Source organism: Campylobacter sp. TJR-1, assembly GCF_032840035.1.
GTDB lineage: Bacteria > Campylobacterota > Campylobacteria > Campylobacterales > Campylobacteraceae > Campylobacter > Campylobacter fetus.
Genome location: NZ_JAWIZX010000007.1, coordinates 23,316 through 45,668 on the forward strand (window position 1 = coordinate 23,316; position 22,353 = coordinate 45,668).

Sequence of the window (22,353 nt, forward strand, 5' to 3'; positions counted from 1 at the left end):
GGGGTTTAATATATTAATCTAATTTAAAACGGCTCACTGTTGGTATATCTAGATCATCTGAATTCACATTTACATCATATCCAGATGCTCTTCTGTAAGCACCAAATATATTTTGTTCTCTTTTTTCTTGAACTGCTTCAGGCACAGGAGCAGCCTCAGGCTGTTTTGTACTGTTTTTATCATAAAAACCAGTAGCTACTAAAGTTACTTGAACTCTTCCTTCTTCCATAGTATCATCAGTAAGAGTTCCAAAGAATATATCAGCATCTGCGTCTGCACTATCTTCTACTATAAGCATGGCTTCACTTATATCACTCATAGGGCAGCTTGGGTGGAATCTAAAATGCACTAAAACTCCCATTGCGCCTTTGATATTCATATCATCAAGAAGCGGAGATTGGATCGCATTTTTAAGAGCCTCTTGTGCTGCTTCTTCACCATCAGCCTCTCCAACTCCCATAAGAGATAATCCTCTATGACTCATAGCAGTTCTAACATCGGCAAAGTCAAGGTTGATATCGCTTTTTCCAGAACTCAATACTATGGAACTCATACCGCTAACAGCGCGAGCTAATATATTGTCAACCTCTTTAAAGCTATCTTTTATACCAGCTTTTTTGTCTATTATTCCCATAAGTTTTTGATTTGGTATAACAACTATGCTATCGCACTCTTTTTTTAGTTCCTCTATACCTTCAAGAGCCAATCTCATTCTTTTTTTACCTTCAAAAGCAAAAGGAGTAGTAATAACAGCTACCGTTAAAGCGCCTACCTCTTTAGCGGCTTGAGCAATTATGGGAGCTGCCCCGGTACCTGTACCGCCGCCAAATCCAGACGCTATAAAAACTATATCAGAATATTCCAAAGTAGTTTTGATCTCTTCATAACTCTCAAGGGCAGCTTCTTTACCGACTTCAGGAACCATACCTGCACCAAGACCTCTAGTTTTTTTCTCTCCTAACTGTATTCTAGTTGTAGCCGAAGAGTCTTCTAATGCTTGAGCATCGGTATTTGCAGCTATCAAATCAACGGATCTCATTCCGTCTTGATTATTTATGCCTTCTCTTACAATATGATTTATCATATTGCCGCCGCCGCCGCCTACTCCAACAACTTTTATTTTGGCGCCATATATGTTTTTATTCTCTTCTACTGTGAAACCGCCCATATCATCTCCCTTATTAGAATAAATTTTTTAGATAATTAATAAACTTAGAAAACGGATTAATGCTATCTGCCATATCTATCCTTTTGGCTCCAACATCGTTCTTTATAGAATCGTCATTTTCTATCTTTAAATCAATACCTTTTAGGTCATTATTTTGAGTATTTATGCTAATTTCATCTTCAATACCTTCATATATCTCATAATCTTTATCAAATTTATCTTTAGTGTCACTGTGTAATACTTGATCACGCTTTTCATCCATTTCTTTTACAGATATTAAACCTCTATTTTTTATCATAGGTTCATCTTTGTATCTTAGTTTTCTTTCAGAGTCTATCTCATAAGGAGTAAAATAACCAGCACCATACAAACAAAGCCCTATCGCACACGAATTTGCAGGATCTTTAAATACGTCTATAGAGCTTTCAAACTCTCTTGGTCTAGCTATTCTTACTGGCATGCTATCAAATACGGCTGAGGCTAACTCTCTTAAGCCGTCTAATTTTGTCATCCCGCCAGTTAGCACAACTCCTGCTCCTGCTAGATCTTTATAATTACTCTCGCTAAGCATCTTAGCAAGTATCATCAAAGTTTCTTCTACTCGCATATAAATAACTTTTGTAATTACGCTAATATCAACTTCGTGGCTTGAGTTTTCATCTCCCAAATCAGGCAACACGATAAGCTCGTTGCCTTGATTTTTAAGTGTTCCGTATTTAACTTTTATATCTTCTGCAACTGTAGGAGGAGTATGTAAAATAGTAGATAAGTCAATTGTGATATTTGATGAGCCTACACCTAAAAACTCATTATACCTAATAGAGTTACCAGAATGAATAACCATATTACAACTAGCTCCGCCCATATCTATAAGTACGGCTCCCAAAGCTTTTTCATCTTCATTCAAAGTAGCTATAGCTGAAGCATAGCCGGATAATACTATATTATCAGCTTTTAAACCAGCTTTTTCTATAGCTTTTCTTAAATTCATAACTGCTGATTTTTGTACTACGATAATGTGAGCTTGAACTTCAAGTCTAGTGCCGTTCATACCAAGCGGATCTTCTATATTGTCTTGTTCGTCTATTTTAAAATTATACGGTAAAGTGTGTATGATCTCATAATCGTGCGGGATCTTTACCTTATATTCGGCTGAGCTTATAGCACGTTCAATCTGTTTTATATTTACTTCGCGTTCTGGTATGTTTATAACGTCTTTGCAGTCTATGTTTTTAGCATCTTTACCAGATATGGATACTATAACTTTATCAAATTTTGTTCCTGCTATTCTCATTACATCATTTACGACTGCTTTAATAGAGTTTGATGCTAATTCAATATTTGTGATAGAACCTTTTTTTAATCCTTGTGATTTTACAGACCCCATGCCTATCACTTTAATCGCATTATCTGATCTAGTGCTGCTATTCTCACATTCAGCCATAATAGCACAAATTTGTGTGGAGCCGATGTCTATACCAAGTATCTTAGTTCCCACGATTATTACCTTTTATAGTATTGTTCAATTTTGTAACGTTTTTGCAAAGCATCTAATAGATCTCGCTCTAATTGTCCATTTTTTATAGCACTAGCATTTTGAGAGAGTAGAGCATTATACTCTTTTACTTTATCTAAATTTAAAAGTCTCTGCTCTAAAATACTATACACAACAGCCTTTGTATCTAACATAACATATCCGTTTTTATTTGGACTTTCAAATAGCTTCATGATAAACGTTAAATACTCAGTTTCGCTAAGTCCGTCGATACTTTTTTTAGTATCTCTACTTACAAATCCTATATCTTTTCCACTAAAATTGTTCAAAGATTGTTTTGCTTTTTCTTCGAGAAGTTTTTTACCTTTTTCATCCATATAAACCTTGGTAAGAGCATCCTTTGCCTCTTCATAGCTCATCACTTCTGGCATATTTTTGCCAACTAATTCTGCTATCATATATCCGTTTTTGTACTCAAACGGCTTTAAAACATCGCCTACTTTAGCATATCTTAGCTCATTTATAGGAAAATCCTCATTATCTTCTAATACTGTTACTGCAGTAGTAGCGTTTGATTCTCCTTTTTTTATCTTTAAATACTCTTCAAGGGCTGTTTTTCTAGCTTGTTTTAGCTCATAATCGTATTTTACGTCATCTTTTGCTTTGTCAAAAGTTAAAAGTTTATCAAAACCGTCTCTATAATTGCCTCTGTTTTCTTCAAAAAATTCCTCTAAAACGGTATCATTCACATCTATATTAGTTTGCGGTATAAATTTTGTTTGTAGCTCAAATTTGCTCTTAGTTAGATATCTATTTTTACTTTTTTCCCATAGATCTTTTAACTCGTTTTCATCTACTGAAATACTGTTTTTATCGGCTTTGATAATGTTTATAGAAACCTTATCTTCCATAAAATAACTAGAAGCCAAAATATCCAAATCCGTCTGATTTGTTTTTAAATTTATAGCATCAAAAAATTTGTTTAATAAAAGTTTATTCGTAAGTTCATTTTCAAAATCTTTTGGAGTGATTCTAGCTCTTTTTAATGTATCTTCATATCTGCTTTTATCGAATTTACCATCTACTTGAAAACCTTCATCCGACGTCAAAGCCGCTATAAGTTCCTCTTTGGAAACCATAAGTCCTATATCGTCAACATAATTTAAAAATAAATTTTCTTGGATTAATCTTTGTAAAGCGATTCTATCAAGCCCCATTTCATCAGCTTGTTCTTGAGTAAATTTACCCTCAGATAAACTCGAATAATAATTATATAAATTGCTATAAGTTTTTTGAAATTCTTGGATTGTAATATTTCTATTTCCTACTTTCGCTACCGAAGTTGCTCTATTACTATTAAGATCATAAGCACCCCAACCAACAAAACCTGCTCCGACAAATGCAATAGTGCTTATCCAAATAGTCACAACCAAATACTTTTTATGCTTCTGCATCCAAGTTAACATAATTTTCCTTTATCATAAATCGCAATAAACATCGCAATTCTACCAAAACTCTGTTTAAATTACCTTAAAATCATATGCTAAAATTAAATTTTGTAAAATTTTACTAACTTTTTTACTAATTCACAAACCTAAATTTAAATTTTGAAATCTGCTTGCATAATTTATCATTTTACAACTATTTTCTAAAAGAGCTACCGTCTTTGCCAGATCATACGCAGTTCTTTCATATACATAAACACCATATCCTTTTATAACCATGATATTGCTGTTTTTTTCTATCATATACCTACATATCTCAGATGGAGCTCTCTCATACCAATCATCAAATTGCTTTATATCATAAATAAATATATTATCAAATTTCATATATCCAAAGTAATCTCGCGGTTCAATAGTTATATGATCCATGCTGTAAGCTGTCAAATAAGGCGGCATCGCGTAACAAATATATTTTGCCTCGCCGATATTTTTATATATATTTAGATGTATATCGCTATCTATGCTAGCATCGTTCCATCTATAATCTTTTTTGGAATAAAGCAAAGTCAGATCATCGTTGCTAAGTCCATCAAATATCGCATCTTTTTTATTGATAACAAACTGATTATGCTCGATTCTAGCCGATATAGATCCATGGAATATACCGAAAAAATTCTTTTTAAACATAGATGCGGATATCTTTTTTATCTCACCCATAGAGTATTCAATATTCATAACTTTTCCTAAATTATTTGTGATAATTATAGCAAATATCCGGCTTTTATTACAACTTCAATAAATTTATGCTAACATACTAAAATAATCTTATATTAAGGAAACGTGTTGGATTCGCCTCATATACCGGTTTTGTTAAAGCCTGTTTTGAACTCTTTTAAAGATATAAAAAACGGTACTATATTAGATTGTACATTAGGGTACGGTGGACACAGCGAAGCTATTTTGATATCAAATCCAAATTTAAAAATCATAGCTTGCGATAGAGATAGCGAATCTTTATCATTTTGCAAAGCTAAATTTGAAAAATACTCAGATAGAATAAAAATTTATAAAAGTAATTTTGCAGGAATTTTAAATAAAATAGACCACGAAGATATAAGAGGTATCTTAGCCGATATAGGAGTTAGCTCACTTCAGTTAGATCTTGACGAAAGAGGATTTAGCATAAATAGCAACAATTTAGATATGAGAATGGATAAAAATCAGACTTTTAGCGCAAAAGAGTTGATAAACTCATATTCAAAAGATCAATTAGCGGATATTTTTTATAAATACGCAGAGCTTCCAAATGCAAAAAGTTTAGCTCAAAAAATAGTAGACGCAAGAGGCAAATCTCCTATAAAATCAGCAAAAGAGTTATCTAGTATTATAGGTCGTTCAAATTTAAAAAACAGAAGCGTAAGCATAGCTATTTTGGCTTTTCAAGCGATACGAATAGAAGTAAATAAAGAACTTGACGAGCTAAATAATCTTTTAAATTTAATAAAAAGTTCAAAAATAAACAATGCAATTTTAGATATAATCTCATTTCACTCTTTAGAAGATAAAATAGCAAAATCAACATTTAAAGAGTGGGGAAAAAGCTGCATATGTGATAATTTTGTTATGAAATGCGAGTGCGGAAATAACCATTCAATAGGAAAAATATTAACAAAAAAACCGATAACTCCGAGCGAGGATGAAATAAAACAAAATCCAAGAAGCAGCTGTGCTAAAATGAGAATTTTTCATATACAGAGGAATGTATGAGCGATAAAGACGAACTGTTACAAAGGCATGATGAAGAGCTTAAAAAAGAGCATAATCTAAACTTTCAATCTCTCATGGCTGCATATTTTATGCTGCTCCTAATACTCTGCGTTACGATACCGAAAATTTACATCAGTAATGAGATCTACTACACTAGCCGTGATATAGCGGAATTAAAAAATAAACTAAACGTTCTTTTAGAAGAAAATAAAGTTTTAAAAGCTAAACTAGAAAAAATAAGATATAAAAACCAGATCATCGATAATATGAGCTATTGATGAACATAGCTATTTCTAAATTTATAAAAACATACGATCCGGCAAATTTTGCCTTTAGTTTTGCCCTTAAAGCGTCTATTTCTATGATAGTATGCGGATGTATGGCTTACTATTTTTTCGGTGTTTACGGAGCTATTTTTGCTGCAAATGCGTCTATGAATCTATTTTTTATCAACTCTCTTGATGGAAGCGATTTTACTAAGATTAAATATTTTTTCTTATATGTGGTTTTAGCTTCTATGTTTTTACCGTTTGCAAAATTAGCTTATGAAGCGAGCTGGCTGCTGTTTTTACCTACATTTATTTGGATGCTTTTTGTAGGATTAAGTAGTTTATTTAATCAAAATTTAAACAAAATACTATCTATAGTCAATATCTCAGGACTAGTAGCATTAATAGCTCAAAGCAGCGGTGATTTAGAAGTTAAAAACAGTATTTTCGGGATAATTATCGGCGGAATTATAGCTTCAATTTTTCGTATAATGCACATAGGAACATACGGAAAATTTACTAAAAAAACTTACAATCTTTTGCTAGAAGATCTTATGGACATGAGCAAAAACCTATTCAATACAAAGAATTTTGAATACTCTAGCGCCGAGTGTGAGAAACATATAGAAGCGATAAAAAAGATATTTGCAAATCAAAGTTCAAATTTAAAAGACGAGAGGATTATCATACACCACGCAAGGGCGATATTTTATCTATATAAGTCAGAAGATATTTTTCACTCTTTGATCGCTATAAAGAGATACTTTGGAACCATAAAAGATGAAAATTTACTAAAAGAGATACAAGATGAAATCACACATAATTTAAAAGAGTTGAAAAATATATTTAACGACAAAAACGCATATATCAAAACAGATGCTATAGATAAGCTAAACGATACACAATACCTTATATTCAGAGCTTCTTTGAATGTTTTATACTCCAAATTTTGGCTTATAAAAAATGGAGGAGAAGATAAAATAAAATTAGAAAATGCTAAAGAAAAAAGCATAAAAATGATAATTTCTGATATAAACTTAAAAAACCCGGCCGTACAAAACTCGATCAAACTAGCACTTGGCGTATCTATAGCTATATTAATAGCTCAATTAACGCAGATAAATCACGGAGTATGGATAGCTATCGGAGTACTTAGCGTAAGCAGAGCAAGTTCATATATGACGAAAGTTGTTGGATTTAATAATATAAAAGGAGCATTAATCGGCGTTTGTTTGGGGCTTGTTCTTATATACTTTTTCAAAACAAACTATATTTTTATACCTATTATTATCATTTCGATCTTTCTTACGTTTTATCTGAAAAATTTCCCGACCATATACTTTACATCTATGTTTATGCTGGCTTTTACGCTAATTTTTTCTGTGATAAAAACTGATTTTATAGATTTGATAATATTTAGAGTAACGGATATTTTGATAGGATTTTTTGTAGCTTTTGGCGTAACTGTTCTATTTTTCAGAAGATCTACCGAGCTAAAATTAAGTTCAAATTTCGATACACTTATAAAAAAACTAGATATATTGGCAAAATCTATCTATAATCAAAAAGGCAAATTTGTAGTAAAAGAAAACTCGGTTCTAATTGCATTAAGCGGTTATAAAACAGCGGTTTTAGAAAATGACAGAAGTAAAAATTTTAAAATATACTTAGAAATTTATAAAAATCTTTATGAGATAAATAGCTTACTTATAAATTTAAAAGATTACATAAAATCGATACAAAATAAAGATAAATTTGATATCATAGAAGCTCATTTTAACTCAGATATGAATATCATAATAACAAGATTTGAGATGATAGGCAAAAAATTGAACAAACTTCCTTATTATTTCTATGACGATGTAGAGGATAAACTTATATGTAATGACGAAAAAATAAGCTATCTCTTAAAAATTATAGCTGAAAAGCAAGCAAAAATTATGGCAAATACGGAGTTATTTATCAGATGACACTCTAAGAACAAGCTGATCTAAAACATATTTTTCAAGATCTTTTCTTGGTATCTCTTTTTTGATGGCTTCATTATAAATTATCTCTATTTTTTGAGAGTATTTCTCATAAGGAAAATATGGAAAATGTATATCCCAAGCTTTTTTTATAAGTTCATGACTTATACTTTTTCTAGCCCAAACTTTAAAAAAATCAAATCCTATAAAAACAAGAGCCGTCATAATCATCGTGCCTATAATAGAGTAATGAAAGTCTATTTTTTCAAAAATTTTATGCAAAATGATAATCGCCGCAGCTAATATAATAAAGCATAAAATTCCATAAATAATATAAAGTCTACCGTCTCTAAATCTAAAATTTAACTTAGATGGATCAACTAGCATTCCTTCATTAAATAGGCAATTAGCCTCAAGAAGATCTTTAAATAATACAGGTTGCTTTGATACGATAAACAGTTTTTTAAATATAAATTTTCTTAGTTTTTCTAACATCTTTTTTTACTTTTTTTATTTTTTGAATAATATATTATATCAAAAATAAGTGAAATATGGATAAAATACTCGAAATTTTAATAGGAGTAGATATTATGGCAGCAGGTGACGCAGAAAACATCGTATATTTAAATGGGGAATTTTTAAATAAAAACGATGCTAAGATCAGCATATTTGATCGTGGTTTTATATTTGGAGACGGAATTTATGAAGTAGTTCCTATAATAAACTCAAAGCTAGTCGATAAAGAAGATTTTTGGGATAGATTTCAAAGAAGCCTTAAAGCAATCGAGCTTGAGCTGTCTATAGATAAAGATGAATTTGAAAAGATACTTTACGCATTGATAGAAAAAAACAGCGTGAAAGAAGGCGGTATCTATATGGAAGTTACAAGAGGCGTGAGCGAACGTGAGTTTAAATTTATAAAAGGACTAAAACCTACTGTGATGGCGTTCGTTTATCAAAAAGAGATATTTAACAATGAATATGCCAAAACAGGAATAGAAATAATAAGCACTCCTGATATCAGATGGAAAAGACGAGATATAAAATCAATATCTCTCCTAGCTCAATGTTATGCAAAGAATGAAGCGTATAAAGTAGGTGCTTATGAGTCTTTTATGGTAGAAGATGGATTTGTAACAGAAGCAAGTAGTAGCAGCGCATTTATAATAAAAGACGATACCCTTATCACTAAACCTCTTTCCAATGAGATCTTGCCTGGAATAAGACGAAAAGTTTTGCTAGCACTAGCAAACAAAGCCGGACTTAGAGTAGAACAAAGAAAATTTACTATGGATGAAGTTTATAATGCCGATGAAGTATTTATCAGCGCTGCCACTTTGATACTTCTACCTGTTATAAAAGCCGACGGAAAACTAATAAACAACGCAAAGATAGGAAAATACTCACCAAAACTGCGTGAATTATATATAGAGCGTTTGAAAAAAGAAGCCGGACTAATGTAATCCAAAAGTATCCCCAAACAAATATTTGGAGATACTTTAACTTGCACAAATTTAAAATCAAGTTTTAAATTTGTTAAGATTATTCTCAAGATCCAAAGACACCTCTTTTAGACTTTGAGAAGCACTGATAAATTTAGAAGCTATCTTTGTATTGTTATCAAGTATTGTCACGGACTCTTTGGACTGTTCTAATAAACTCTCAATTTTACTATTTATATCAGTAGTTTTGTCTGCTACTTCATTTGCTAGTCTCATAGACTCAGATGTCGTACTTTGAGTAGTTCTAGCCATATCCATAAGGCTATTTGCTTCATCACTTAAAGATGCTATATGAACTGCATTTTCATTTAAAGATGAGCCTAGATCTCGAACAGCTTTTATCATATTTTGTGCATTCGAATCAATATCTTTTAAAGAGTCGTTTGTTCTTTCGGCCAAAACTCTTACCTCTTCTGCAACAACTGCAAATCCTCTTCCCATATCTCCTGCGCGCGCTGCCTCTATAGCTGCATTTAAAGCTAAAAGATTTGTTTGATCGGCCACTTCGCCTATCATATCAAGGATTTTTCTCATATCTTCAGTCTGCTTAACGACTAAATTTGTTCTTTCAGCTATCTCTTGCTCTTTGGTATTTGTATCATTTAGGCTGTTTACAACGTCATTTAGCGAATTTATCATATCATCTAGCTCATCGTATGACTTTTTATTTGCCGATGCGGCTTTATTCGCTATCTCTCTTGAGATATCAAGCTCGTCAGATACGCTCTTGCTTACTTCAAATAAATTCTTAGTTTGCAGTTTTCCTGCTTCTGTACTATTTGATAACATAGAAGCATTTGTATTTAAATTTATAGTTTCATTTTCAACGCTTTTTGCACTTCCTTGAGCCGCTTTTACTATGCCTTGTATTTTTTCTATAAAAATATTTATATTTTTGCAACTCTGCCCTATTTCATCATCGTTTTTTACTATTATTCTAGCACTCAAATCGCCATCTCCGCTTGCTAAATCTTTTGCTCTGCTTAAAAGCTCTAAAACAGGACATATAACTACTTTTTTAAGCACAAGAAGCACAACCAAAGTAGTAACGATAAGAGATACTACAAATATAAGTGAAAATATCAAGCTTTTATTTCTAAGATCTGCGTCGATCTCGTTAAAAGAGTATGAAAGATCCATCACTCCTAAAACATCGCCCTCTTTTACCGTAGCGTGACAAGACAAACACTCTTGTTTTGCAACCAAAGGAGTGACTAGTCTTAATTTATGATCCCCTTTTTCTTTGAGATCAAAAGTTAGATTTTGAGGATTAGAGAACTGCTTTTTTATAATATCATCTTTTGGAACTACTTTTTCCAAACCAAACCCATCTGAAAGGTCATCTGATCTAAAAATTTCTATAGAGGAAACACCTTTTATAGTTCCGGCGTCCTTTACCGACTTTTCTATCATAACAGGATCGCCCGTATTCATAGCTGCTTGCACAGTTTGAAATATTGATTTGCTTAGCATATCTAAGTTATTTTTTGTAGTTTGTGTTGCGGAATTATTAAATTGTCCAACAATAATAAACTGCATAACAACAAAACTTATAAACAATACTGCAATCATGCTAAGTGCAATTTTCTTGCCTATCGTATTTGTTCTCACATAACTCCTTTTTGAATTTGTGTCGTTAATGATACTGATTAAATACTTAATAAATCATAAAATAATACTTAATTTATCGGTATTTTCAATCATCCTAAAATTGCCTTTATTTCATCACTTGCCATATCAATATTCCATGCCGGCTCCCAAACTAGATCTATCACACACTCCTTTACTACTCTTAAAACAGCCTCTTCTACCCAGCTCAAAATCAGCTCATGTAAAGGGCAAGATTTGGTAGACAAACTCATTGTTATAACCGCTTTGTCTCCAGACACCTCAACATCGTAAATAAGCCCCAAAGAGACTATATCAAAGCCAATTTCGGGATCTATTATTTTTTTCAATTCGCCATATATTTTGTCTTTCATAATTTAACTCCGAAATTAATGTATCTTAAAAAATTTATCATATTAACTAGCACTAAAATAACACTAACAAGCATAAAAACCTGTGCTAAATACTCAAATTTAAAAAATATAAAAAATATAGCTAGCATATTAAAAATAAGTCCGAAATAAGCAGTTTTTTTCATAATCATATCTTCTAAATTCGGAATTTTTAGTTTTCCTACAAATTTTGATATATAGTGATACCAGATTAAAAATGGCATAATTTTATATATATGAGCTACGATAAAAGGATATAAAAAACCGAAAAATAGAGTAAAAACAGCTAAATTTAAATTCAAAAAAGAGTATGCAAATATCGAAAAACCAAGCATAAAAAAGCTAAAAATAAGATTCAAATTCCAATAATCATAAGCTCTTCTAACTCTATTTTTCAATATCAAAATCCACTGCAAAATCGCCAATACGGCTGCACTCAAAATAACTTTTAAAGCTCCATCCAGTAAAAACCAAATAAGAAAAAATCCAGATATATAAAGCGTAAAGCTTGCGTAAAATAGCCCGAAATTAACATTATGAGCCAAACTAAACATAGGTAAAAGTACACTAGAAGCCCCAATAACCGTAAAAAATATAAACCCAAAAACAAAATATAAGTGAAACCTAAGTATCGTTATAAAATCAACGTCCAACCAGCCAAACATAATTAGCACTAGAAGCATTCCAAGACAAATACCCATCAAAAACATTATAGCAGATACAAAAAGGCAGAGTTGAGAAAAACTACTTATCTTTAAATTTAAAAAACTCAAAAGATAGCAAATATCAAAATAAAGCAAACTTAAAAATAAAATAATAGAGCCAAGATATATAAGCAAAGTATTTTCAAAAAACATTCCGTTTAAAAACAATATAAGTGCCAAAATATAAGCAAAAACATTGATATATGCACCTTTTAAAGTAAAAAATGCTCTATTTAGGATAACTGAACTAAGCTGATAAATTGAACCTTTGATAATACTAATAACAAATCCAACTAAAAATATGTGTAAAAAAGTAGCAGTTTGCAAATTCAACAAAACATCAAAATCACTAAATTTATATAAAAAAACCGAAAATATCGCAAATACAATAGAGATCACAAAATAAGCGCCGACTAGTTTAAAAGGCGGCGCAAACGTACTTAAAAGCTTAGCCATGACATTCACATTTTGTATCTAGCAAGGACGATTGAGCACCGTCTTTTAAGCTAAAAATCAGTCTTACGTTTCCATCTTCTAAACTCTCACTTGTATAGTCGAATTTATCTTCTATTTTCGGTATAAGACCTGCTGGAAATTTATGATTTATCATTACGACTTTTATATTTTTATCTTTTATAAAATTTAGAGCGATTACCGCATTTACCATAGGTTCTGGCGGGATGCATCTTGAAGAATCAAATCCTATAAGCTCGGTTTGATTTTCAGTTTTTTTATAAAAATCTAAACTTGCACCGTCTGCTTTTATTTTCTGCCAATTTTCAAAATAATTCATATTGACCCTTTTTAAATTTGATAGTATTATAGTATTATTTTTAGCGATAAACATTGATGGCAATCAATAGAAAAAGTTAAATTTAAGTTATTATAACAATGATATACGGTAATTTCAGATAATATTATAAGTAGAGTTTGCAAATATCAATAAAGATAAAAATACAAAACTCTAATAAAAATCATTTCAAGCAAAAAGTCTAATGCAAAAAGTGTCTGATACCAGTAAAGTACATACTCATACCTGACTCGTCAGCCGCAGCGATAACGTCTTCATCACGTATACTACCGCCTGGTTGAATGACGTTTTTAACGCCTACTTTACTAGCTATCTCTATGCTATCTCTAAACGGGAAAAACGCTTCGCTTGCAAGCGAAGAGCCTCTTAGATCTATACCCATATCATGAGCTTTTGTCACCGCTGCTCTAGCGGCATCTACTCTACTTGTCATACCCATACCTATAGCTAAAAGCATGGCGTCTTTTACATAAACTACGCAGTTTGATTTTGTAAGTGCAGCTATCTTCCAAGCGATCTTTAAGTCGTTTAGCTCACTAACGTCCGCTTGTTTTTTAGTTACTAATTTTGCATTTGCAACTTCATCATCGCTCACGTAATCTTTTTCTTGAAATACGAAACCGCCATCTATGTGTTTAAAATCCCATTTATCGCCTGATTGCACAAGGTATTTGTTATTTTGAGTAAAGATTTTTGTACGTTTTTTATCACTATAAATTTCTAAAACGCCGTCTTCAACGTTTGCAGCGATGATAACTTCTATAAATATCTCTTTAGCCTTAAGCGCAAGCTCTTTTGTGAGAGTTCCATTTATCGCTACTACTCCGCCAAATGCACTAACAGGATCACATTTCAAAGCTTTTTCATAGCTATCTAAAACATCTTTACCTATAGCAAAACCGCAAGGGTTTGCGTGTTTACAGATAGCTACCGCAGGAGTATCTCCAAAACTACTAGCGATAGAAACGGCTGAGTTGATATCTGTCATGTTATTGAAACTTGCTTCGCCTTTTAGCTGAGTAAAATTTAAACTCAAAAAGCTGTCAAACTCGTAAGCAGCACCTTTTTGATGAGGATTTTCGCCGTATCTACATTCAAACACTTTTGCCGCACTTATAAATCTTTTTTCGCCAAAACCACCTTTAAATCTATCGTTCATATAATTTGCTATCATAGAGTCGTAACTAGCGGTGTGCTCGAATGCTTTTATCATCATACCCAGTCTAAACTCATAGCTATCGCTGCTGGTTTTTAGAGCTTCTAAAACCGTGTCGTAGTCATTTACGTCCGTTACGATGATAACATCTTTAAAGTTTTTTGCCGCACTTCTTACCATAGCAGGACCGCCGATATCGATATTTTCGATGATCTCACCAAAATCATCAGTTCGGATAGTGGTCTCTTTAAACGGATATAAATTTACGCAAACTAAATCTATGGCGCCGATACCAAAATCACCTGCTTGTTTTACATGACTAGCGTCATCTCTTTTATGTAAAATTCCACCGTGAATTTTTGGATGCAAAGTCTTTACGCGACCATCAAACATCTCAGGACTTTTGGTATAATCACTGACTTCGACCACTTTTAAATTTGCTTCTTTTAATGTTTTATAAGTTCCGCCGGTACTCAAAATCTCAAAACCTAAGCTTTCAAGTCCTTTTGCAAAATGCTCGATCCCGCTTTTATCGCTCACACTGATAAGCGCTCTCATAAATCTCTCCTTTTTTAAATTTAATATCTATTTTCCAAACTTAGCTTTTAAATCCGCGTAAGCTTCATTTATCTCTTGAAGTCTCTTTGTAGCGTTACTAATGACTTTTTCGTCTGCCCCCATTAAGAAATCAGGATGATTTTGTTTAGCAAGTTTTCTATATTGTTTTTTTATCTCATCAAAACTAGCGTCTTTATTGATCTCTAAAACCTCATACGGATCTTTGTTAGTAGTATTTTGGTTACTTTGCTTATTTCTAAACTCGCTTTCAAAACGCTCAAACAGAGTATCTTTTATAAACTTACCGATACCAAATCCGTCACAAACTTCATTTAAGATCTCTTTTTCAGCGCTGTTGAACTCGCCGTCTATGTAAGCTAAATTTAGTAAAAACATAACTATATTTACACAAGCTTGCTCACTAAGCTTAAGCTTGGTCTTATACTCTAAAGCTATGCTAAATGCAGTATTTGAACTATTTTTTTCTATTTCGTAAGTTTCTTTTAATTCATATCTGATACTTGCATTTTTAAGTTTATTGCATATATCATCAAATATTAAAGATATATAATAAGCCTCTTCTTTAGATACAACTCCATCGCTTTTTGCAACTTTTGCTATAAGTCTTACGAAAAACTTAGCATCTAAAATATCAAAAGATCTATTATCAAAATTACCGCCGAAATTTACGGTGGGTTTTTTTATATAACTCTTACTAAGAATATAAAAAATAGCAACAACAATCGCAATTATAATGAAAATATGCATCAATCTTCGCTTTTAATTATTTTAGAGAACTCATTAAAATATATATTTTTTAGTTCATTTAAATTTATTTTAATATCATTTAGTCTAAATATTTCTCCTGTGCTTAAGCCGATTTTTTCAAATTTGACAGAGTGTTTATCTGCTAATTCTTTAAATTTACTCTCATCTTTTACTCCAACAACGGCGCGTGAAAAACTTTCATCAAAAATCCATTTTGAATCATCAAATTTACATTCGCCATCAAAACCTAAATTTGAAACGGCGCTCATTTTGGCCAAAGTCATAGCAACTCCACCTACTCCTACGGAATTCGCAAACTCTAAAATACCTATTTTATTTGCCTCTATAACAAGGTCCCAAAGAGCTCTCTCTTTTTTATAGTCGATCTCCTTCAACTCGCCTTTGCAAACTCCATATAAGGCATTTACATATAAACTTCCGCCAAACTCTCCGCTAGTATCGCCTAGCAAATATACGGCTGTACCTGAGTTTTTAAAAATACTATTTAGGCTCTTGTCTGCGTTCTCATTTACTCCGACAGTTACTATAGCGGGCGTCGGTTGAACGCTTACTCCATCTGTTTCATTATATAAACTAACATTTCCGCTAACTACCGGGGTTTGCAAAGCGGCGCACGCTTCTTTTATACCCTCACAGCCATTTGCAAACTGCCACATAACTTCTGGATTTTGCGGATTTCCGTAGTTCAAACAATCAGTTATAGCTAGCGGAGTTGCGCCACTCATAGCAACTTTTCTGCCGCTTGCCGCGACTGCTGCTGCTGCACCGATTTTTGGATTTACGTAATTATGTCTAGTGTTGCACTCCATACCCATACTAATGGCTCTGCCGTTTTCTTTTATTCTTATAATAGCAGCACCTAGATTTCCCGGTTTTTTAATCGTATTTGTGCCGATATTTGCATCATATTGATCATAAATCAATGATTTATTGCTTATATTTGGATCTTTTAATAGCTTCAAAAATGCATCTTGATTTTTAAATTTAGGATAATTTTCTAAATTTAAATCCTTTATCTCGCCTAGATAAGCAGGTCTTTTGACGGCTCTATCAAGCACAGGCGCAGCCTCGCTAAGCGGATCTATAGGAATACTTCCTACTAACTCATCATGCCAGAATAACTCCATAATACCAGTATCTGTTACCTCACCTATGATTTCAGCCGAGAGATCCCATTTTGCAAATATCTCTTTTATCTTATCTTCGCAACCTTTTTTAGCGCAAATAAGCATTCTTTCTTGAGATTCACTAAGCATAAGATCATATGGAGTCATACCATCTTCTCTCATAGGAACTTTATCGAGATACATTTTCATACCACTGCTACTGTGTCCTGCCATCTCAAAACTGCTAGAAGTAAGCCCTGCTGCACCCATATCTTGAATACCTACTATATAATCTTGTTTAAATAACTCCAAACAAGCTTCCATGAGCAGCTTCTCAGCAAACGGATCGCCTACTTGAACAGTTGGACGTAAGCTTTTATTTTCTTCATTAAAACTATCGCTTGCCATAACTGCGCCGCCTATACCATCACGACCTGTTTTTGAACCTACATAAATTACTGGATTTCCAACGCCTTCTGCTTTAGCGTAAAATATCTCATTTTTTTTACAAATTCCAAGGGCAAAAGCATTAACCAAAATATTTCCATTGAAACTAGGATCAAACGTGGTTTCGCCTCCTACAGTAGGAACTCCCATACAATTTCCATAGTGACCGATACCGCCTACAACGCCTTTTACAAGATATCTTTGATGTCTATTTAAAGGATCCTCTCCTCTTATCTCACCAAATCTAAGAGAGTTTAAACTAGCCTCGACTCTAGCTCCCATAGTAAATATATCTCTGAAAATACCGCCGACTCCAGTCGCTGCTCCTTGAAAAGGCTCTATAAAGCTTGGATGATTGTGGCTTTCCATCTTAAATACGGCAGCCACGCCATCTCCGCAGTCAATAACTCCGGCATTTTCACCCGGTCCTTGTATAACCCAAGGAGCTTTAGTCGGAAAACCGTTTAGGTATTTTTTACTTGATTTATAGCTACAATGCTCGCTCCACATAGCTGAAAATATCCCAAGTTCAAGCAAATTTGGCTCACGGCCAAGAATTTCTAATATCTTTGCATACTCGCTATCACTTATTTTATGAGCTTTAACTATTTTTTTGTCCATTTTTCACCTCTAAAAAGATTATTTTCCTAAGCAAAAACTGCTAAACATCTTGTCTAATAATTCACTATTTTCCATAGGTTTTGTTATACTTCCTATATGTTTTAAAGCGATATTTAATTCATAAGCAAATAACTCTAACTCACTTTCATTTAACAATTCAAGTGCATTTTTAATCGCCTCGCTAGCTAACCTTGAAGCTTCTATTTGTCGATTTGAGCTTAGCATTATATCGTTTGTATCTTGTGAGTTTAAGTAAGACTCAAGCTCTTTACTAAGCGGAGTAGAGTCTAGCTTAGCAGATACTAAAACAGCATTTAAGCTTATATCAAATTTAAATTCCAAATCGGATTTGTTTAATACATAAATAGTTTTTTTATTTAAATTTGATATAAATTCCAAAATTTGCCTATCTTCTAAACTAGCTTTTTGTGAGCTATCAAATACACAAAATATAATATCGGCTTCTCTTGCGGCTCTTTTTGAATACTCTATTCCGGCGGCTTCTATACTACTATCAAACTCATCTCTAATACCCGCAGTATCGATGATACGAACCAAATGAGATCCAAATTTTATCTGCTCTTCTATAGTATCTCTAGTAGTACCGGCAGTCTCGCTAGTGATAGCTCTTTCATAGTGTAAAAGTGAATTTAAAATAGAACTCTTACCGACATTTGGCCTACCGATTATAGCTACTTTATATCCATCGATAAGACCTTTTTTTGAATTTGAAATATTTATAATATGCTCTAGTTTTTTGTAGGAATTTAAAAGTAGATCTTTTGAACTATGTAGAATGTCACTAGGCAGATCATCATCAGCGTAATCTATGCAGGTTTCGGTATAAGCAAGTATTTTTATAAGCTCATCTCTTAATGAATTTACAAAAACGCTAAGCTCTCCATTCATTGTTCTAGCTAAAATCTTAGCCGCGCCCTCGCTTCTAGCATTTATGAGGCTTTGTATGCTTTCGGCTTTAACTAGATCCATTTTGCCGTTTAAAAAAGCTCTTTTACTAAACTCTCCGGGATTTGCCACTCTAGCTCCGAGCCTTAAAAGTTCATCTATAATTAAATTTGCTACAACAACGCCGCCGTGAGTTTGAAACTCCACAACATCCTCACCCGTAAAACTAAATGGAGCTTTATAATAAATAACTATGGCTTCATCCAAAAAAACCATATTTTCACAATACAATTTTCTTAGATGAGCATAGCGCGGAATAAGAGGTTTTTTACATAAATTTATCGCCAGATCATAAGCACCATCTCCGCTTAATCTTACTATCGAAATACTTCCAACGCCATAAGCGCTAGCAAGTGCGACTATATTCATTTTTTGTAAAAGTCATTTACGACTACATAGCGACCTTCATCGCCGCTTTTTATACCGACATATTTATTAGGAAATCTCTGTCTTAGCTGCTCAAGTGCTATCTTAACTAAAACTCCATCAAGAGGTTTTGTTTGAGCCCTTCCTGTAGTCTCTACTCTATCGATAACTCCTGATAAATATGCAGCTATCCCACTCTCTTGATTTTTTAAAAACTCGGCTATTTCTAAGCGAATTCCAAGATTGTATTTTGAGTTTATCCAGTTGAAAAGAAGGTATGATATAGCTTTATAACGATATCCCTCTTTGCCGATTAAAAGTGCAGCGTCAGCTCCATCTAGCTTAATAAAAAGTGTTTCATTATCAAATTCGCTTACATCTGAAATTTCTATCTCAAAGCAGCTTGCTTTAAATAATTTTTCTAATCCGGATCTTATCTCGTCTATGCAGTCGTTTGGCTTTAGTTTTAACCTAGTAGGCGAATTTTTAGCATCATCACTCTTATGAAAAGTATCAAAAATAGAGTGATCTATCTCTAGTCGTTTGGTTTTTGGTTCATGCAAGATCTCTTTAACCTCTTTATGAATTTCAAGAGGCTCTTTTTTATCTTCTAAATTTGATATATTTACAGGTTTTGTAGGTTTTTCTACTTTTTGTTTATCATTTTTTTCAAATTTATCGTTTTGGTATTTTGTAGAACGTTTTTTTCTATCTTTTTTATACTCAAAAGAGTCATTCTTAGACTCTTTAAAACTATTTTTAGAATCATGGTGTTTTCTTAGAGAGGAGCAATTAGCTTCTATAATGGCATCTTTTTTAAATAACCCAAAAAGCCCTCTACTTGGATTTTGGATTATTTTTATATCTGTTAGATCAGTAACTGAACAATGGAGCTCTTCTGCAGCTTTTAGATAGGCGGATTGCAGATCTTTTGCCTCTATTTTAACGCTCATGATTTTTCTCCATAATAGCTTGCTCTTTCTGTTTTTTAAATATTTTATTTACCACAAGTTGCTGAGCAACCGAACAAAGATTATTTATAAACCAGTAAAGCGTAAGACCTGCAGGGAAAGTTACAAAGAAAAATGTAAATATCAAAGGTAAAAACTTCATGATTTTTTCTTGCATAGGGTCTGTAAAGTTTGCGGGAGTAATTTTTTGCTGAATAAACATAGTAGCACCCATCAAAACAGGAAGTATAAAATACGGATCCATAATCGCAAGATCTTTTATCCAAAATATCCAAGGAGCGCCTTTTAATTCAATAGCGTTTAATAATACTCTATAAATCGCAAAAAATATCGGAATTTGAATAAGTATCGGCAAACATCCCCCCATAGGATTTGCGCCGTTTTTCTTGTAAAGCTCCATTACATGAGCATTTAGCTTACTAGGATCGCCTTTGTATTTTGCTTGAATCTCTTTCATTTTTGGTGCTAGATCTTTTAATTTATTCATAGACACCATACCTTTATAGGTTAGAGGAAACAACACAATTCTTATCACGATAGTAAGAGCGACTATGGCAAAACCCCAATTCCCTATATAATTATGCAGCCAACTAAGTAGTAAAAACATTGGTTTTGCTATAAATGTAAACCATCCATATTCTATAACATCAACCAAATTTGGATCAATAGATTTTAAAATTTTATGATCTTTTGGACCTATATAACCTTTAGTGCTAAAACTACCCGAACTCTTTACGAATGATAGCGTATTTTCAGCACTATCGTTTTGTATATAAACATCTAGTGTTTTATCTACTTCATAAAATAATGTCGTATAGTATCTATCGCTATTAGCTAAGATATCTACGCCCGTAAATCTCTCGTCGCCTTTTGCTTTTTTATCTTCTATTATCTCAAGACTGCCGTCGCTTTTTCTCATTAATGTTCCATGAACGGTATATCCATCTACAACAACATTTGGTCTAAATCCAGGGGTGATAAAATAATCTTCGTTTTTACTAAGTTCTACTTTAAGACCATAAGCTCCGTCTGGATAAAAAGTAATCGTTTTAGTCAAAGTAACGCCGTTTAAAGCTTGAGTCAAAACCACATTGGCCGGAGACTTGGTAACATCTATAGTTTCTGCACTGCTAGTATAAGCTACTTTAAAAGCTTCTTCATTTAAATCTTTATTTGAAAATCTAATTTCTAGTGGAAGCGGAGAGTGATTTAAACTCACAAGAGAGATCTGTTTGTCGTTTTCATCTTTAAATTTGGACTCATTTAGTACAAAACTACTAATTCGTCCTAGTTCATCTATAGTTGCATTATATGTTTTTCCCGAAATTTGAACTATATTTTTACTAGCATTAGAAGTAACAGGAGCTGCGCTATCTGAAGCATTTATGCTATCTTGTGAAGCTGGAGCGCTATTTGCCGATGAACTATTTTGTTCTGCATAAGAAGCAGTTTGATTTATATCGACAGTTCTTTTAGGAATAAAAAAATAATCATAAGTTATAAAAAATAGTATGGAAATAACCGTAGCTATAAGAAGTCTTTTTTGGGTTGAAAGTTTATCTAACACTATGTTTCCTTTAATGAATCAAATACTTTTATCAAATAAAACCCACCTTTTCTATGAGGAACAAACCAAAAATTCATTTTACACGGTTTGTTTTTTGAAAAGATAGTATAAGGCGTAAATTTTCTTTTTACTAATGGATAATCTATGCCACCACGAAATAGTTGATTACACCTTAAAATCCTTAAAAAAATAGCAACTATAGAGTAAAAAAATCCATTATATCTTAGTTGCCATAAGGCATATTCTGAACAAGTTGGATAGTAGCGGCAGGATTTTGGCAGGATTGGCGAAATGTACTTTTTATAAAAAACAATAAAATTCCAAAAAATTACTTTCATTTTATGGAATCCACCTTTTTCAAAGCCCATTTAAGATTTTTTTCTACTTTATCAAATGGCATTTTTTCTAGTCCCGCCTTTGCTATTAAAATATAAATACCATCTTTAAGCTCGCTACTAAAGTTAAAAAAAGCAGACCTTAAAACTCTTTTTATTCTATTTCTTACGACTGCCTTTCCAACCTTTTTACTGGCGACTGCTGCAAATTTAGTAGTATCAGACTCTAAAAAATAGATAACTGCGCATTCAAAGTGCCACTTTTTAGCACTTTGATAAACACGTATAAACTCTTTGCTATCGCTAATAGAGCTGAACCTATCTATAATCAAGTTTGCCTATC

The 22,353-nt window shown here is 32.7% G+C and carries 21 protein-coding genes and 1 pseudogene; 4 read left to right on the top strand and 18 right to left on the bottom strand.

Features of this window, described 5'->3' with window-relative positions:
* Window positions 1-13: 13 nt before the first annotated feature.
* From ftsZ to RVY88_RS08145, 4 genes are all read right to left on the bottom strand, one after another.
* A complete protein-coding gene (gene ftsZ, locus RVY88_RS08130; protein ID WP_002848962.1) occupies window positions 14-1,168 on the bottom strand; it encodes a cell division protein FtsZ in 1,155 nt (384 codons plus the stop codon).
* A 13-nt stretch (window positions 1,169-1,181) separates the two neighbouring features.
* On the bottom strand, window positions 1,182-2,666 hold the full coding sequence (gene ftsA, locus RVY88_RS08135) for a cell division protein FtsA (RefSeq protein ID WP_002848960.1): 1,485 nt from the start codon (window positions 2,664-2,666) through the stop codon (window positions 1,182-1,184).
* Between the two features lie 5 nt (window positions 2,667-2,671).
* Entirely contained in the window at window positions 2,672-4,129 is a 1,458-nt protein-coding gene (locus RVY88_RS08140) for a peptidylprolyl isomerase (protein ID WP_065844801.1), read from the bottom strand.
* Window positions 4,130-4,249: 120 nt separating this feature from the next.
* A complete protein-coding gene (locus RVY88_RS08145) occupies window positions 4,250-4,843 on the bottom strand; it encodes a class II aldolase and adducin N-terminal domain-containing protein (protein ID WP_002848955.1) in 594 nt (197 codons plus the stop codon).
* Between the two features lie 108 nt (window positions 4,844-4,951).
* Between RVY88_RS08145 and rsmH the strand changes: the two genes are divergently transcribed.
* Genes rsmH through RVY88_RS08160 form a run of 3 tightly spaced genes read left to right on the top strand, consistent with a single transcriptional unit; the run spans window position 4,952 to window position 8,114 of the window.
* Window positions 4,952-5,875 carry a 16S rRNA (cytosine(1402)-N(4))-methyltransferase RsmH gene (gene rsmH, locus RVY88_RS08150; protein ID WP_162167226.1) on the top strand — a complete coding sequence of 308 codons (924 nt, stop codon included), beginning with the start codon at window positions 4,952-4,954 and terminating at the stop codon, window positions 5,873-5,875.
* A complete protein-coding gene (locus RVY88_RS08155) occupies window positions 5,872-6,153 on the top strand; it encodes a hypothetical protein (protein WP_002848947.1) in 282 nt (93 codons plus the stop codon). Before rsmH ends, RVY88_RS08155 begins: the two co-directional genes overlap by 4 nt.
* Window positions 6,153-8,114 (top strand): FUSC family protein, encoded by a 1,962-nt coding sequence (locus tag RVY88_RS08160; protein WP_002848945.1) that lies wholly within the window; start codon window positions 6,153-6,155, stop codon window positions 8,112-8,114. The genes RVY88_RS08155 and RVY88_RS08160 overlap by 1 nt, the downstream gene beginning before the upstream one ends.
* Here RVY88_RS08160 and RVY88_RS08165 read toward each other — a convergent pair.
* Window positions 8,100-8,606, bottom strand: a complete 507-nt coding sequence (locus RVY88_RS08165; RefSeq protein ID WP_011731872.1) for a hypothetical protein — start codon at window positions 8,604-8,606, stop codon at window positions 8,100-8,102. The genes RVY88_RS08160 and RVY88_RS08165 overlap by 15 nt on opposite strands.
* Window positions 8,607-8,701: 95 nt before the next feature.
* Between RVY88_RS08165 and RVY88_RS08170 the strand changes: the two genes are divergently transcribed.
* The gene (locus RVY88_RS08170; RefSeq protein ID WP_162167246.1) at window positions 8,702-9,574 is read left to right on the top strand and encodes a D-amino-acid transaminase; all 873 of its coding nucleotides are present in this window, start codon (window positions 8,702-8,704) and stop codon (window positions 9,572-9,574) included.
* Window positions 9,575-9,631: 57 nt separating this feature from the next.
* On the opposite strand, the gene RVY88_RS09240 is transcribed toward RVY88_RS08170, so the two are convergent.
* From RVY88_RS09240 to rnpA, 13 genes and pseudogenes are all read right to left on the bottom strand, one after another.
* Window positions 9,632-10,402 (bottom strand): methyl-accepting chemotaxis protein, encoded by a 771-nt coding sequence (locus tag RVY88_RS09240; RefSeq protein WP_410494538.1) that lies wholly within the window; start codon window positions 10,400-10,402, stop codon window positions 9,632-9,634.
* A 90-nt stretch (window positions 10,403-10,492) separates the two neighbouring features.
* Window positions 10,493-11,185: pseudogene (locus RVY88_RS09245) on the bottom strand (methyl-accepting chemotaxis protein); the annotation flags it as partial.
* Between the two features lie 128 nt (window positions 11,186-11,313).
* Window positions 11,314-11,595, bottom strand: coding sequence for a metal-sulfur cluster assembly factor (locus tag RVY88_RS08180; RefSeq protein WP_002848937.1), 282 nt, complete (start codon window positions 11,593-11,595; stop codon window positions 11,314-11,316).
* Window positions 11,592-12,782: a peptidase M50 gene (locus RVY88_RS08185; RefSeq protein ID WP_317051295.1), complete on the bottom strand. Its 1,191-nt coding sequence runs from the start codon at window positions 12,780-12,782 to the stop codon at window positions 11,592-11,594. The genes RVY88_RS08180 and RVY88_RS08185 overlap by 4 nt, the downstream gene beginning before the upstream one ends.
* Window positions 12,766-13,110 carry a hypothetical protein gene (locus RVY88_RS08190; RefSeq protein WP_002848932.1) on the bottom strand — a complete coding sequence of 115 codons (345 nt, stop codon included), beginning with the start codon at window positions 13,108-13,110 and terminating at the stop codon, window positions 12,766-12,768. The genes RVY88_RS08185 and RVY88_RS08190 overlap by 17 nt, the downstream gene beginning before the upstream one ends.
* Before the next feature lie 199 nt (window positions 13,111-13,309).
* Window positions 13,310-14,842, bottom strand: a complete 1,533-nt coding sequence (gene purH, locus RVY88_RS08195) for a bifunctional phosphoribosylaminoimidazolecarboxamide formyltransferase/IMP cyclohydrolase (RefSeq protein ID WP_162167229.1) — start codon at window positions 14,840-14,842, stop codon at window positions 13,310-13,312.
* Between the two features lie 27 nt (window positions 14,843-14,869).
* A complete protein-coding gene (locus tag RVY88_RS08200) occupies window positions 14,870-15,610 on the bottom strand; it encodes a DnaJ domain-containing protein (protein ID WP_002848930.1) in 741 nt (246 codons plus the stop codon).
* Entirely contained in the window at window positions 15,610-17,805 is a 2,196-nt protein-coding gene (purL, locus tag RVY88_RS08205; RefSeq protein ID WP_162167230.1) for a phosphoribosylformylglycinamidine synthase subunit PurL, read from the bottom strand. Before purL ends, RVY88_RS08200 begins: the two co-directional genes overlap by 1 nt.
* An 18-nt stretch (window positions 17,806-17,823) precedes the next feature.
* Complete coding sequence (gene mnmE, locus RVY88_RS08210) at window positions 17,824-19,140, bottom strand: tRNA uridine-5-carboxymethylaminomethyl(34) synthesis GTPase MnmE (protein WP_038453051.1); 1,317 nt, start codon at window positions 19,138-19,140, stop codon at window positions 17,824-17,826.
* Window positions 19,137-20,090, bottom strand: a complete 954-nt coding sequence (locus tag RVY88_RS08215; RefSeq protein ID WP_011731867.1) for a Jag N-terminal domain-containing protein — start codon at window positions 20,088-20,090, stop codon at window positions 19,137-19,139. The genes mnmE and RVY88_RS08215 overlap by 4 nt, the downstream gene beginning before the upstream one ends.
* Window positions 20,080-21,675 carry a membrane protein insertase YidC gene (yidC, locus tag RVY88_RS08220; protein WP_162167231.1) on the bottom strand — a complete coding sequence of 532 codons (1,596 nt, stop codon included), beginning with the start codon at window positions 21,673-21,675 and terminating at the stop codon, window positions 20,080-20,082. The genes RVY88_RS08215 and yidC overlap by 11 nt, the downstream gene beginning before the upstream one ends.
* Window positions 21,675-22,043, bottom strand: a complete 369-nt coding sequence (gene yidD / locus RVY88_RS08225) for a membrane protein insertion efficiency factor YidD (protein ID WP_223261879.1) — start codon at window positions 22,041-22,043, stop codon at window positions 21,675-21,677. The genes yidC and yidD overlap by 1 nt, the downstream gene beginning before the upstream one ends.
* A complete protein-coding gene (gene rnpA / locus RVY88_RS08230) occupies window positions 22,010-22,336 on the bottom strand; it encodes a ribonuclease P protein component (protein ID WP_038454407.1) in 327 nt (108 codons plus the stop codon). The genes yidD and rnpA overlap by 34 nt, the downstream gene beginning before the upstream one ends.
* Window positions 22,337-22,353: the final 17 nt, after the last annotated feature.